This is a genomic window from Acinetobacter sp. WCHAc060006 (genome assembly GCF_004209135.1).
Lineage (GTDB): Bacteria > Pseudomonadota > Gammaproteobacteria > Pseudomonadales > Moraxellaceae > Acinetobacter > Acinetobacter cumulans.
Genome location: NZ_SGSS01000014.1, coordinates 56,972 through 71,406, shown reverse-complemented (window position 1 = coordinate 71,406; position 14,435 = coordinate 56,972). Strand labels below are relative to the sequence as shown.

13 protein-coding genes are annotated in these 14,435 nt (G+C 39.0%); 10 read left to right on the top strand and 3 right to left on the bottom strand.

The genetic code is table 11. The features are described 5' to 3' along the window. Nucleotides 1-924 (bottom strand): 1-acylglycerol-3-phosphate O-acyltransferase, YihG family, encoded by a 924-nt coding sequence (yihG, locus tag EXE29_RS09990; RefSeq protein ID WP_117007620.1) that lies wholly within the window; start codon nucleotides 922-924, stop codon nucleotides 1-3. Nucleotides 925-1,170: 246 nt separating this feature from the next. Between yihG and EXE29_RS09985 the strand changes: the two genes are divergently transcribed. Together EXE29_RS09985 and EXE29_RS09980 are read left to right on the top strand one after the other, a co-directional pair. Continuing rightward, entirely contained in the window at nucleotides 1,171-1,824 is a 654-nt protein-coding gene (locus tag EXE29_RS09985; protein ID WP_106985086.1) for a YiaD family glycine zipper/OmpA-like lipoprotein, read from the top strand. 186 nt (nucleotides 1,825-2,010) lie between these two features. Then, entirely contained in the window at nucleotides 2,011-2,742 is a 732-nt protein-coding gene (locus EXE29_RS09980) for a cold shock domain-containing protein (RefSeq protein WP_120364537.1), read from the top strand. Nucleotides 2,743-2,799: 57 nt separating this feature from the next. On the opposite strand, the gene gigC is transcribed toward EXE29_RS09980, so the two are convergent. Next, on the bottom strand, nucleotides 2,800-3,678 hold the full coding sequence (gene gigC, locus EXE29_RS09975) for a LysR family transcriptional regulator GigC (protein WP_106985085.1): 879 nt from the start codon (nucleotides 3,676-3,678) through the stop codon (nucleotides 2,800-2,802). 85 nt (nucleotides 3,679-3,763) lie between these two features. Here gigC and EXE29_RS09970 point away from each other — a divergent pair, with 85 nt between their 5' ends. Together EXE29_RS09970 and EXE29_RS09965 are read left to right on the top strand one after the other, a co-directional pair. Continuing rightward, on the top strand, nucleotides 3,764-4,525 hold the full coding sequence (locus EXE29_RS09970; RefSeq protein ID WP_106985084.1) for a ferredoxin--NADP reductase: 762 nt from the start codon (nucleotides 3,764-3,766) through the stop codon (nucleotides 4,523-4,525). A gap of 96 nt (nucleotides 4,526-4,621) precedes the next feature. Then, nucleotides 4,622-5,422, top strand: a complete 801-nt coding sequence (locus tag EXE29_RS09965) for a hypothetical protein (RefSeq protein ID WP_120364561.1) — start codon at nucleotides 4,622-4,624, stop codon at nucleotides 5,420-5,422. Nucleotides 5,423-5,490: 68 nt separating this feature from the next. Here the strand turns inward: EXE29_RS09965 and EXE29_RS09960 are convergent, their stop codons facing one another. Next, nucleotides 5,491-5,796: a hypothetical protein gene (locus tag EXE29_RS09960; RefSeq protein WP_106985083.1), complete on the bottom strand. Its 306-nt coding sequence runs from the start codon at nucleotides 5,794-5,796 to the stop codon at nucleotides 5,491-5,493. Between the two features lie 449 nt (nucleotides 5,797-6,245). Between EXE29_RS09960 and apbC the strand changes: the two genes are divergently transcribed. The 6 genes from apbC to EXE29_RS09930 all read left to right on the top strand — a co-directional run bounded on the left by apbC (nucleotide 6,246) and on the right by EXE29_RS09930 (nucleotide 14,411). Continuing rightward, nucleotides 6,246-7,517, top strand: a complete 1,272-nt coding sequence (gene apbC, locus EXE29_RS09955) for an iron-sulfur cluster carrier protein ApbC (RefSeq protein ID WP_120364538.1) — start codon at nucleotides 6,246-6,248, stop codon at nucleotides 7,515-7,517. Between the two features lie 261 nt (nucleotides 7,518-7,778). Continuing rightward, the gene (locus tag EXE29_RS09950) at nucleotides 7,779-8,372 is read left to right on the top strand and encodes a LysE family translocator (RefSeq protein WP_120364539.1); all 594 of its coding nucleotides are present in this window, start codon (nucleotides 7,779-7,781) and stop codon (nucleotides 8,370-8,372) included. A gap of 124 nt (nucleotides 8,373-8,496) precedes the next feature. Further along, nucleotides 8,497-9,066: a dCTP deaminase gene (gene dcd, locus EXE29_RS09945; RefSeq protein ID WP_067730924.1), complete on the top strand. Its 570-nt coding sequence runs from the start codon at nucleotides 8,497-8,499 to the stop codon at nucleotides 9,064-9,066. Nucleotides 9,067-9,307: 241 nt separating this feature from the next. Beyond that, entirely contained in the window at nucleotides 9,308-11,326 is a 2,019-nt protein-coding gene (locus EXE29_RS09940; protein WP_120364540.1) for a hypothetical protein, read from the top strand. Nucleotides 11,327-11,337: 11 nt separating this feature from the next. Next, nucleotides 11,338-12,051 carry a hypothetical protein gene (locus EXE29_RS09935; RefSeq protein WP_106985106.1) on the top strand — a complete coding sequence of 238 codons (714 nt, stop codon included), beginning with the start codon at nucleotides 11,338-11,340 and terminating at the stop codon, nucleotides 12,049-12,051. A 26-nt stretch (nucleotides 12,052-12,077) separates the two neighbouring features. Then, nucleotides 12,078-14,411, top strand: coding sequence for a DUF6160 family protein (locus EXE29_RS09930; protein ID WP_117007627.1), 2,334 nt, complete (start codon nucleotides 12,078-12,080; stop codon nucleotides 14,409-14,411). The last annotated feature ends 24 nt before the right edge of the window (nucleotides 14,412-14,435 follow it).

Here is a 14,435-nt window from a genome sequence, read left to right as displayed (position 1 = left end):
TTAGACGACAGGTGAATATTTAGATTTCATTTCTGAAATCAATTGATCTTTTTCAGTCCAAATTTGATCTACCCATTGCTGGAATTTCTCACGGAATTCGGCATCTTCTTCATAATTACCACCTGCAACCCATGCAGGGATATCAATTTTACGTAAATTTACAGCAATTCTAGGGACTTCACCCAGCCAAAATTCACCATAACCTGGTACACCATCAGGATAAACAATGGTCATGTCGACCAAAGCATCAATTTGATCACCTAAAATATTCAATGCGAGTGCTAAACCACCTGCTTTAGGCTTAAGTAAATTTGTAAATGTTGATTTTTGTTGTGCGTGTTTTTCCGCCGTAAAGCGTGTTCCTTCGAGGTAATTGAGTAAGGTAAATGGCTGGCTTAAAAGCTGTTCACAAGATTTGCGCGCTTCTTCCATATCACGATGTTTGAGCTCAGGATTTTTGGCAATTTGTTCTTTGCTATGGCGTTTCATCATTGGGAAACCCAAGATTTTAAATGCTTGGCCCACGAAAGGAATAAAGATTAGTTCCCATTTGGTAAAAAAACGAGTGAGTGGCATACGTGTTAAGCCAAAATACTGATTTACTGTAGTATCTACCCAGCTTTGATGATTACACATCATCAAATAACGGCCTTGCATATTCAGATCAAGATCATCATCAATCGAGATATCCCATTGAGTGTTAGCCAATACATGATCAATGAGCCAGTTATTTACACTCAGCCAACTGTTGGTGATTTTTATATTGGTTTCATCAACCTTTTTTGATTGTTTAAAGAGCTTGGTCAGTCCTAGAGCCAATACAGGAGGCCCGTGGAAAAAAGTACTTCCTGTAATAACCGAACCGACAGTCAGCCCGCGTGTGATTTTTTTTAATGCTGGTTGCTTCTTGCTGTGCGATGACATATAAAAGTCCTAATGGGGAATAGTCTAACGTTTGCCAATTCACACAAATATAGAGCGTGTTTTGAAAATAAAAAAGCACTTCAGAACAACTGTGGAGAAAATTTGACGAAGTTGGCATTATTTTCTTATTTAAATATTACAAATTGTAACTAAACGATTTATTATTAACAAAAAATCAATGGTTACTCGATTTTTTTTACTTCATCATTCCATCCATACAACAAAACACAATCAAGGAGGCATGCGATGCGTGCACTAGCAATTTCAGCAGCAGTAGCAGGGGCTTTGGTACTATCTGGCTGTCAAACAACAGGTAATAATATTGGCGGTATGGAATACGACAAAACTGCTTTGGGTACTTTAATTGGTGCTGCAGCGGGTTACGGTATTTCTAAAGGCAATGCAAACTCTAGTTCTCAAAACAACCGTGCAGCAGCAATTGGTGCAGTACTTGGTGGTGCGACTGGTGTTTATCTTGATAACAAAGAGAAAAAACTACGTCAACAAATGGCGGGTACTGGTGTAGAAGTTAACCGTAATCCAGATGGTTCTGTTGGTTTAGTTATGCCAGGTAGCATTACATTTGATACAAACAAATCAAATATCAAACCTAACTTCTATTCTACTTTGAACAAAGTTGCGCAAACTTTAACTGAAGATAACAAGAGCGGTATCTTAGTTACAGGTTATACAGACAACACAGGTAATGATTCAATCAACATTCCATTGTCTCAAGCACGTGCGCAATCAGTTGCTAGCTACTTAGCGTCTCAAGGTGTTTCTACTTCACGTATTAATACTCAAGGTCAAGGTGCAGCAAACCCAATCGCATCTAACGCTACAGCGGCTGGTCGTGAACAAAACCGTCGTGTAGAAATCAGCATTTATGCAGTTCAATAATTCAGTAAACTCTGAATCTTGAATTAAAAAACCGCCTTCGGGCGGTTTTTTAGTGCCTAAAACTTACAGCATTTTAAATGTATTGTCAGTGCTGAACTTTCTATTTTATAACTGTATGAAATTTCTTGAAAAAAATAAAGCGCTTTTATAATCTGTTATATAAATACTAGACAGGCAAACAAACAGATGTTTATTGAGGGGACGGTAAAAAGTTATAACCCTGAACGAGGTTTTGGCTTCATTCAGGCAGCAGGACAGCAACAGGACATTTTTTTCCATATTCAGGATTGTCCAGCTAAAGATATTGAGCCAGTGATTGGCGAAAAGATGAAATTTATGCTGGTTGAAGATGGGGGTAAATTTAAAGCGGGCCATATCGTCCGTTTAGATTTAACAGATCAAATGTCTGTTGCATCAGTTCCAATGCCTTTTGAGAGCACACGTCAAAATGCTGAATATGGCAAGGTGAGTTCAAACTCTCATAATAGCTCAAAACTTAAACTTTCCAAGTTTATTACAGTGATTGGTCTAATCGTTGTCGTAGTGCTGGGTATCTTGGTGTATGGTAAATATCAGCAGTATCAAGAACAGAAGCAGATTCGTCTTCAGCAAATGATTCAGGAGCAGGAAAAGCTTGTCGTTGAGCAACGCAAAGCGCTAGGGGATTTACCAGAGCGTGTGATCGATGTGCCAGAGCAGGAAAGAAAATATACATCTGTTGCATCAAATCAGGCTGACTATGCTGATTCCGTATCTACAGATCATAGTTCTGGGCAGAGTTTCAAATGTGATGGACGTACACACTGTAGTCAAATGAGATCTTATGACGAGGCTGTATTCTTCTTAAGAAACTGTCCAGACGTTAAAATGGATGGTAACAATGATGGCATACCATGTGAACGTCAATTTAATCGTTGATTTGTGTCCTGCAATAAAAAAAAAGCACCCTTGGGTGCTTTTTAAATGAATTGAAACTTATTTTTCGCAGAACTTCATAAATGCCTTTAAGCCGGGGCCTTGGTATTTCTGACGATGCACCAGCATAAACAGTGGACGAGTTAAAGACCAAAATGGGGTATCTAAAACGACCAATTGACCTTTTTCACGTAAAGGTTCAATGGCAAGTTTAGAAATACACGACATACCCAAACCGCCAGCGACAATTTTTAAAATCGCTTCATTATGACCTAGGGTAAGGCGAATATTGGCATTCGGTAAGTCTTTTAAAATCGCATTGTCAAAAACTTCCCGTGTGCCTGAACCCTCTTCACGCAATATCCATTCAACAGAATTGAAATCATCTGCGGTTAATGCACGGTTGAGTTGTGCCAAAGGGTGGTTGGGCGCACAGCACACTGCCAATTCGTCATCACGCCAATGGATGCATTGAAGCTGTGGCAAATGACAAGAACCCTCAATTAAAGCCAAATCCAATTGGAATTGATTTACTGCTTCAATCATTTGGCGGGTATTACCCACTTGTAATTGTAAATGCGCTTGTGGCTGAATTTTTAAGAAATCAGCCATTAAATCAGGCATTAAGTAATCACTAATGGTTAAGGTTGCACCCAAGCGCAAATCAATACTTTGTAGTTCACCTTTGGCTGCTTGTTCAAAGGCATCACAGCGACCTAAAATTTCAAGAGCTTGAGGCAGTAAGAAACGCCCTAAATCATTGAGTTGCAGTCGTTTACCCAGACGGTCAAATAAAGGTGCGCCTAGCCCATCTTCCAAATCTGCAAGCGCCATGCTGGCAGCACTTTGTGTTAGCTTGACAGCATCACTGGCTTTGGTCACAGTGCCTTCTTGAGCGACTGCTACAAAAACAGCCAACTGGCGTAATGTCATGCGCATGAATATAGCCTTAACATTTAAAAAATATTAATAAAATATGCTGTCATGCTAACATGAGCACAGTCTTTCACGCCACGTCGAAATCATGTCAATTGAAAAATTTAGCTTAGAAAAGGTTTTATCTGTACATCGTTGGACCAGTACCTTGTTTAGTTTTACCATGACGCGACCAGCTCATTTTAAATTTACAGCAGGGCAGTTTGCGCGTATTGGCTTAAAAGTGGGTGACGAGCTGGTAGTACGTGCTTATTCAGTGGTGTCTTCACCATTTGATGAAACATTAGAATTTTTCTCAATTGTTGTACCAGATGGTGCATTTACTTCAAATTTACAGCATCTTCAAATCGGCGATGAGCTGTATTTAGAAAAAGTCCCTTATGGCTTTTTAACCTTAGCACGCTATCAGTTGCCTGCACCGAAAGACTTATGGTTACTGGGTACAGGGACGGGCTTGGCTCCATTTATCTCCATGCTTCAAGATTTTGAAACATGGTCAAAATACGAAAAAATCAATCTAGTTTATAGTGTACGTACACAGGCTGAATTGGCTTATGCAACACGTATTGCAGAAATTGCTGAAACGTTTGGTGAAGGCCACACGGGCTTTAAATTTATTCCTATTATCACTCGTGACCCAAATGCACGATTGCATGACCGTTTACCAGTATTGATTGCCAATGGCAGCTTAGAGCAAGCAGCCGAGCTCAATTTCGATCCAAATACCACACATGTCATGTTATGCGGTAATCCGCAAATGGTCGAAGATACGAAAGAGGCCCTAAAAGCCCGCGGACTCACTATGAACCGTCGCGGCGAAGGCAATATTGCTGTAGAAAATTATTGGTAATGGCAACTCCCATGCGGGAATGTCTTTTTAATGAGCTTATTTTTAGATGTTCGATTTGCTGGATAGCAAGAGCATTTATACATAGAGTATTAGATGATGATTGATGACGATGATTTTAATTACGATGCACCAGTCACACGTATAGCTGCCCATAAAAATGAAGCGCAACAAGCTGGAAAAATCATCTTAGAAGATGCACAGCAGTATTTGGATACAATGACCGCAGGTGAGCATAGCTTTTTACAGAAACATTTGGCCAAACTTGCACAGGAAGAAGGCTATTTTCAAGTGTTGGCCGAAGCTTTAGATCAGCCTGAGGGAAGTAAAATTGCCAATGACGCATTGAATGTTCTTTATTTCTGGCAACTTGTCAATGATGCCAATGACATTGCGCAATTTGATTTATTGGCTGTTCCAACAGGTGAATTTTTTCAAACTGAACTTTTTAAAGCCCTTGATGATATGCAAGTCGACGTACATCAAGTGCAGCGCCGTAATATTATAGAACAAGCTTTAAAATTGTATGCGCAAGGCATATATGCAGGGTGTATTCCTATGCTTTATGCACAATTAGAAGGTTTGCTCACAGATGTTTTAGTCGCTAAAGGTTTTCTTGAGCAGAAGGACACCAAGTTTCTAGATGTTCATAAAATAGTACCTGGCTTAAAAGGTAATGAAATTAAGAGCCTATGGCATAAGTCAAAAATTGCCTTTGAAATGAATTCATACTTTGCTGAACTAGCAGCCTACAAGATGGACAGTAGCTCAACAGTCACATCAACGCGACACAATATGCTACATGGCACAGAATTAGCACATTTCACACAAGGCCGTAGCTTTGTGCTGTTTCTATGGTTATTTAGTGTGATAAGTTTTATGCGTGGCATAAAGCCTTAAATGCTGTGGAGCACAAATAAAGAAGGTAGCAGATATGCTACCTTTTTAATTATTGAGTTTTGAGTCAATTATTTATCCATATTTTCTACATCAATTTTAAATACATGCCCATCCACAATGGTAATGTTATAGCGAAAATTCTCAATTTCATAAGTATAATCAACCGCCAACGTATTAGGCTTTGTGGCATCTACTAAGGTGTATGACGTCACTTTAATCGGTGATGCTTTCATGCGATTTTGCATGTCCTCAAACTTATCGCCCAGAGTTAAATTTTGATGTTCAGGTGTTTGAATACTATTTGTGGTTTCAGCCCAAGACATGGTTGGAACTGTTAAAAATATACATGTAATTAATGCCCATGTTTTATGCATATTGAGGCTTCCCTAGAAAAAAATTAAAGCAATAAATAAAAAATAAACGTCAAGAAATATACCCAAACTTTTGTTATAAAACACAGTGGTCTTAGGCTTTAACGTATAAGTTTTGTTGTGTAGCTGATCTAAAAGATCATATAAAGATAAGCAAAATGTGCGCCATGCATAATTTTAGCTATTGGAATGTTTAAACGATTGCAATCTTCTGTATTTAAAATAAATACAAGGATGCTTTAACTCGACTGAATACATAATTTGAGTGTCCCAAATCAAAAAGGACAGAGGATAAATAGCGACACTTGGCAGAAAAAAGACCAAATAACCAACTAAAATGCTCGGTTTTATCTAATCTCAAGAATAATCTTATGATTGCAATGCTTAACCTTCGCTCTAATTGTCGTTACACTATGTAGAATTCGCAAATATTTGCTTTGGAGTAATGTTATATGTCGTGGCTTTCTTCGCTTAAATCTGTTTTTTCACCCTCTAAAGAGGTGAACGAAGAAGCTGTGCAAAATGTACTGCAAACCTATATGTTGCCTCATTCTCATCATGCACTGAAAGATCGTATTACCCAAGTGAATGTGGAAGGTGAAATCTTACAACTCACCATTAATACCTTTCCAGAAGAAAAAGAACAACTGCAAAAAATTCATGATGAATTGGCGGATGCATTGGAACAATGCGGTATTAAAGAATTGAACATGCATGTGATTCAGCAAAAAACTGGACATAAAAAAGAAAGTGGTTGTGGCCATCATCATGCTGAAGGTGAAAGTTGCTCAAGCCAGCCCGAAGCTCAAAATACTGCACCAAAGTCAATTTTGCCTCCTGTGCTAGATGCTTCTGCGAGTACGTCTCAGTCTGCACCTGAAGCGGATCCAAATAATCCACCTATCCAAAAAGCAGCACCACAACAACGTGATGTGCCTAAGCATCCACGTATTCAAAATGTGATTTTGGTGTCCTCTGGTAAGGGAGGGGTTGGTAAATCCACCACAACGGTTAACCTTGCCTTAGCATTGCAAAAATTAGGCCTAAAGGTTGGGGTTTTGGATGCTGATATTTATGGCCCTAGTATTCCAACGATGCTGGGTAATGCAGGCCGTACTCCAATGATTGAGTCGGAAAACTTTGTACCGCTAGATGCTTATGGTATGGCTGTACTGTCAATTGGTCACTTAACAGGTGATCATAATACGCCAGTGGCTTGGCGTGGGCCAAAAGCGACGGGTGCATTAATGCAGTTATTTAACCAAACTTTATGGCCAGATTTAGATGTACTGATGATTGATATGCCACCAGGTACAGGCGATATTCAATTGACTTTGGCACAGCGTATTCCTGTAACTGGCGCTGTTATTGTGACGACACCACAAAATGTAGCATTGATGGACGCAACCAAAGGGATTGAATTGTTTAACCGTGTACACATCCCAGTTATGGGTGTGGTTGAAAATATGTCGACGCATATTTGTTCTAACTGTGGTCATGAAGAGCAAATCTTTGGTACAGGTGGAGGAGATAAGCTTTCAGAGCAATACAACATTCCATTGTTAGGCCGTTTACCACTGAATGTGCAGATTCGTGAAAATGCAGATGAGGGCAAACCTTCGGTTATTGCTCAAGATGATGCTGCCGAAAGCTATATGGCTATTGCGGAAAAAATTGCAGCAAAATTGCCTCAAGCTTCGAAAGATAAAAGTCGCATTTTTTAAGCAAAATATCGCAACTCTATTTAAGTGAGTTCTGTTTTAAAAATGATCTAAAGCCTAGTAATTTCTAGGCTTTTTTTATGAGGCTTAATAGTGGAATTTTGATTTTGACTGAGTAGTTTAATAAAATAGAGTGAGTTAAGATTCTGAAATATATTGATTAATGTCTCATTATTGCTGTGTTGCATGATCTTTTACAATATTTTTTTTGCTATCCTCAAAAAACTGATTTAATCTGCGCGCATATAGGCCTGAGCGTACGCTATGATTTCATGGTTTTTTATGGGTTGGGTCATCACCATTTTATTGACACCAGGTCCCACCAATACCTTGTTGGCATCATCAGGTTTACAGGTCGGTGTTAAAAAGTCTTTCCGCTTGATTCCTGCTGAAGCCTTTGGCTATTTGCTGTCTATTAGCTTTTGGGGCTTATTGATTGGGAAAGTGACCGCTTATATTCCCGCACTGCCTCCTATACTGAAGCTGTTTAGTGCAGCATATATGTTGTACTTGGCTATTCGCTTATGGAAAACCGCGAACGCCGTACAAGATCTAGATCAGCCCTGCATTCGCGCTTGGGAGCTTTTTCTCGCAACCTTGTTAAATCCGAAAGCTTTATTGTTCGCATCGGCTATTTTTCCTGCGATTGCTTGGAAAAACTCGATGTATTACACAGCGCACATGCTGGCCTTTTTATTACTTCTGATTCCGATTGCATTTTTTTGGACATTTATTGGCTCCATGTTGGCATCCAATAAATTCCGTTGGCTGAATCAATATACGATGCAACGAACGGCATCGGTTGTACTGATGGGCTTTACCTGTCAGTTGAGTTATCTGACTCTTGCTAGTTTATAAAGGTAACTTAAATTTGCTGAGCATCAGTCAATTGGTATTCAGCAAAATTGATATATTTTCATTGTAAGGGTTTTCAGTTAAAGTACCATGCAATAATTGATGTACAGTATTTTGGATAGTAACAATGGCAATTAAGTCTGATCGTTGGATTCGCGAAATGAGCGAAAAACACGGCATGATTGAACCGTATGCAGAAAATCAGGTCCGTTTAGATGAAAATGGTGAAAAACTGATTTCTTACGGCGTTTCAAGCTATGGTTATGACGTGCGTTGCGCGCGTGAATTTAAAGTTTTCACCAATGTTCATTCTGCAATTGTCGATCCTAAGAATTTTGATGACAAAAGCTTTATCGATATTGAATCGGATGTCTGCATCATTCCTCCGAACTCATTTGCACTTGCACGTACAGTAGAATATTTCCGTATTCCACGTAATGTATTGACTGTATGCTTAGGTAAATCGACCTATGCACGTTGCGGTATTATTGTGAACGTGACACCACTTGAGCCTGAGTGGGAAGGTCATGTGACTTTAGAATTCTCAAATACAACAAATTTACCAGCACGCATTTATGCAGGTGAAGGCGTTGCGCAAATGCTGTTCTTTGAATCTGATGAAGTATGTGAAACATCATATAAAGATCGTGGGGGTAAATACCAAGGTCAAACAGGTGTAACATTACCTAAGGCTTAAATGAAATTTAAAGCATTAAAAAAGCAGGCAACAAAGCCTGCTTTTTTTGTGATTCATTCATCGGAAATTGAGGTGATTTAGCGAGTTTGTTTTGCATTTGTATAATAATTACGCATAATAAAAAGTTAATATAGCTTGGTATAGAACCCATCACAGGATGAGATGGACAAAAAAATTGGTGCCAAGTAAAGCAAAAAATATAAGAAAGATGCGGTGCATCTGATAAGAAAGGAAGGTCACGATGACTCAATTAAATCAAGCATTCCGGTTCCGCCAGAGCTGTTTAGTTGCAGCAGTTAGTATGTTGCTTGCACCGTCTGTTTATGCACTTCAAGATTTGCCAGATGAAGCATTGTCAAAGACGACAGGTGAGGGCGTTGCTTTGCTCCCTGAAAACTTCAAGTTTGTTTTTCAGGGGCCAAATGATCTTTCTACAGCTTCAAGTTATAACAAGACACCGGCTGTCACCAATCCAGAAAAATATGATACAGGTTTTATTCGGATTATCCCGCGTGGGGGTAATTATGAACAGTTATTCGAACAAAGCCGCCAAGCAGTCTATGATAATGCCTACTTTCAAAACTATACGGCAAAAGTGACAGGTTATTATCAGACCTATTACACTGATGTTTATAATGCTGAATACAAAAATGTATATAACAATACAGCCACAAGAGCCGCTGTCCTTCAGAATTTCACTACGACCTATAAAGCAACTTTTGAAAGCCAAAAAGTAGAAGAATTTGCTGCACAGCAGTATTATATTGATAGATATAATACGTTATATCAAGATAAGTACGACAGTTATAATTGGTGTTTTCATACCAGTAGTTTAGTTTGTAAGAATAAAGAAGAAACACAAGCTTGGGCTTATGACGAAGTCCGTAAGGAAATTCGCAACGATAAAGCAGCTGATATTCAAACTTATGCAAATGCACAGCTTGCACAAAAAACTGATCAGGAAATGGATTTACGTGCAATCCGTTCTGCAAAAGCCAAAGCACAGGAAAGTTACACTTCTAAAGAGTTAACCTTAAGAACCTCTGCTGTTGCGGCAGCAAATACTGCTTTAAACACGACCGATCATGTGGCGGCACTCAAAGCATCTAGAAGTAAAGCCGATATCTTTATTTATGGTTTAGCCTTGTCTAAAAGTAATGGCAATATGAACCAGCGTTTTAGTAATCAAGGTATTAATTGGGGCACTGCTGAAAATCCTTGGTTATTCCGTTCAGGTACAGCCAAAGACATACAACAATATAATGCACAAAATAAAGCCGATATTGCTTATATTGCATTAGAAGCACCATTAGCACAGGTGGGCGGAAATGCTACAGAAGATAAGATAAAATTGGGTTTCTGGACGGATATTTTCTCACGTACATTAGATTCAAGCAATAAAGTCAATCAATTGACTGGTGCACCAGCTGATGGTTTGGATAAAGACTATCGATTACGTGCACAGTTTGTTGCCAATGGCCTGAGCATTGATGGTTCACAAGTACGTTTGTTCCAAACTCAGCCGTCTACAATTACGCAGCAAAGTCAAACACTTGGTATGGCAAGTATATTGCGTTTAAATACCAATGATGACCCATCAAAATTAACCATTAACGATACCAATCTAGATGCAAAAGGCATTCGTATTAGTACGGCGGCGAAGTCTGATACAGACGATGGCACAGCAAGTACACCTGCTTTAGATGGAAGTTTTGCACCTTTATTTAATGATAAAGAAGGTTTGTATTTATATAGTACAAACATTAACTTGGTACTAGGTAATATGTATCAGCCATTTATTATTGGTTCGGAAGGCAATAACATTATTTTGGAATTAACAAGAATTCCAAATGTACCCGAGATATATACCAAAATTTATAGCTATTATGCTGATACAGACGCGAATAATACACTTATTAAAAAAGATACGAACGGTGCACCACAGTTAAAAGGTGTGGATGGAGTGTATCGTACGCTCATGGGCTCTACATGTAATGTTGCAAGTTGTGGTACCAATACCTCGCAAATTACTGCGAATGGTACAACCAAAGACTATCAAGGGACGAATGCGACACACAGTAGTATTGCAATTGGTAGTGTTACACGTGATACCAGCACCAATATGTTAAAGGCGAATCGTGATCAAGCATCGACAGGTATTGTATTTAAAAATGCAGCAGGTACTGCGATCAATTTAGGTTCAGCAGCCATTGATGGCGTGCTCATTCAGCATTTAAAAATCAAAACAACTGGGCTATAAGGATGCAAGCTATGTTGAAGAAATCTTATCTCGCAGTTGTATTACTTGTGTCAGCAACTGCGCATGCAGGACTTACAGGCTTAGATGCCCAAGAGTTACAAGAGGTACGCGGTCAAGGCGGCGCTGATTTTAATTGGACATTGTCTTTAAACCATCGATATGCCAATGATTTAAGCAAAAAAGATATTTCATTGCATGACTTACAAACAGGTCAGGTTGCTAGTATTGATGATGCATACTATACCTATAGTTGCCAAAATAATGTGCAATGCCGTTTAGCGATTTCTCCAAATAACCATACAGAGAAAGGTAATCAGAAGTGGTTGGTTTTTAAACAAATCCAAGGCACCATTCAGGTTGAGAAATTCTCTTTAGAGGGCACCACGATTATTAATAAAAATGGTGACCCGCAAACAGCCATGAAATTGTCTTTTTTTGATGATAAGCCTTTAAAAATTCGTAACTTAGGATTTAATAATCTCTCAATTGAAGCAGATGAAGGTGATCAAAAGGGTTATTTAAAAACAACAACTTATGGTCAATATCAAGCATATACAATCGATAGTACAGGAAAGAAAACCACTTTTGCTACGGATATTCCTGCTTTTGATAAGGATACAGAAACAGGATTTATGGGTCTAAATATGCATGGCAATTTGCACATGACTGGAGACCTAAAAATATTCAGCTATAACTGTACAGGAGCTACGGGCGCACGCTGTTAAAGTATTAATTGAATAAGGACGTTGAGATGAACAAAATAATAAAATTAAATCTCCTCACAGCTTGTATATGTATTGCCAACCAAAGCTATGCGCTTGAGGCACTAAGTGACCAGACACTTAGCCATGTTACAGGACAGGATGGGATCTCGATTACACAAGAGGTTTCTCGTGTAGAGGTCAAACAAGCAAACTGGATTGACTATTCAGAAGCTGGAACCAAGCCTATTAAATTAGGCTTGCATGATGTGGTGATTACGCCAACTCAAGGCAATACCAATATTGTGAGTAAAGTAAACCTCGATGTAGGTACGACTCAATTGGCTTCCAATGCTAAAGGTACAGGTATCCAGTTAAGAGCAAGTGTTTCACCATTTACGGCAGTTGCATCTAAAATTATGCTGGTGTGTGCGCCCAACTGTGCCACAAATGAAAGTGATCAAAACTTAGGAAGTTTGACCTTTTCAACCATTTCACCACTTGAAGTTTATTTGGCAACAACCAATGGCTTATTTAATCGTAATGATAAAGCTCACTTAGAGTTGAAGTTGCAAAATGCCAGTATCTCTTATGGTCAAAATGGACAAAACGTCACACTCAAAGATTTCAACTTCAATCTGACCGCTGATGGTTATATGTACATTGATCCCAAAGATGGCATTGTACTTACCACAAAATCTGCTGATGGAAAGTCGGATAATTTTGTCCAACTTGTACGTGCTGAAGATAAAAGCAAAAATGTAGATGCGAGCCGTACGGGCACAGCAACCAAGCCGGGCGTAAATATTGATGTACGTTATGGTAAAGATGGCGAACAGGGTAATGTTATTCGTTTAGGTGCTTCGGGTGCCTTAACCAATGGCCGTATTATGCTGAATGCAAATCAGAGTGGTGTTGCAAACTTTAATACTGTAAATAAGGGATTAGAAAAATCTAATACTGCAGCGACAGGATATGGTTTTGCACAAGCAGGTGGTTTGCATATGGCAATGTCTGCTGATTTTACGCGAGCAGATAGTGGTCAGACTACAGTTTCTGGTCGAACGCCAACAACATTTGAGCTCGGCCATACAGGTACGGGTAGTTATGCGATTGAGTTTTCGAACTTAACACGTCTTAATGTACGTAATTCAAGTGTAGTAGGAACACCAGTTAGCACGCAAAATGCGTATATTGATTTTGGCGATATTTACATTAATACCATAAGAACCAATTCTTTGGGCTTTATGATTAATGATCAAATTAAATCTATACTCAGTGCCAGTAGTAATGAGCTGATATATAACCCTTCGCCAAGTGCAAATCCACAAACGATGGCATTGATTGCTGTTCGTGGTATGGATTTTCAAGCGATTGCTCGTACAGCGCGATTTATTTCTGACAATAGTTTGCCAGTCAATAATGCAAATTCTGGGACTTGGGGCTTAGGTTTACCAATTTATAACCTGAATGCCAACTTAGGAATTTTTGCAAAACAATATGTGAACAAAGCAGGGGCGACAAAATCTGGTTTGGGTTATGACCTTGCTATGTCTACAGATGGTTATCGTTATGACAGCGTAACTGGAAATGCATATACCACTTCCATTTTGGTTTTAGATGGTGAAAAGCGAACCTTAAAAGACAGTAATGGCGTAATTTTGAAGGATGCGAGTGGTAATGCGCTTAAAGGAGAAGAGGTCAATTATTATGCGGGGTTGCGTAATATTGATTCTTACATCAAAGCCAATGGCGTGATTGGCTTTGAAGATAAAGAGATTTACGTTAAAGCCGATAGTTTATTAATTGCAGCCAAAGCCGAGATTGCAATTGGTCAATTACCAGGATCGCTATATAACTGTTCTGGGGCCTGTGGTACTAAAATTGTCCCAATTGATAATTTTGGTCGCAAAGATGATGTACTTGCATCGATTGCTTTTAAACTGGATGGGCAAGGTGAGTTATTTATTATTCCAGGTTTAGAAACAACAGACGGGACACCGGATACAAACTTCTTATCTTTACAAGCAAATTTTCAATTTAAACCATTAACAGATAAGAATGACCGCGGTAGTTACATCAGTTTAATTAATGAAGATGTAAAAGCTGATGGTACTGTGGCAAATGAATCGAGTATTAACCTAAATCGCCTACAGGGTGATCTTGGTTTAGAAACGCGTATTCATATGCAAAAAGACAGCGTGGTTTTGGATAACCAAGTTAAATTTAATCGCTTGTCTACAAAGACAGACACCATTACAAATGGTGCTAAAGTGTTTACAGCTGAACTGGCAATTGCACCTGCAGGGGCAATGCAAAAAATCGCAGATATAGCAATTCCAGGTGGGGTAATGCGCAGTTCAATGGGTATTACACCACGATAATTATAGTTTTACAGGGAATGACAA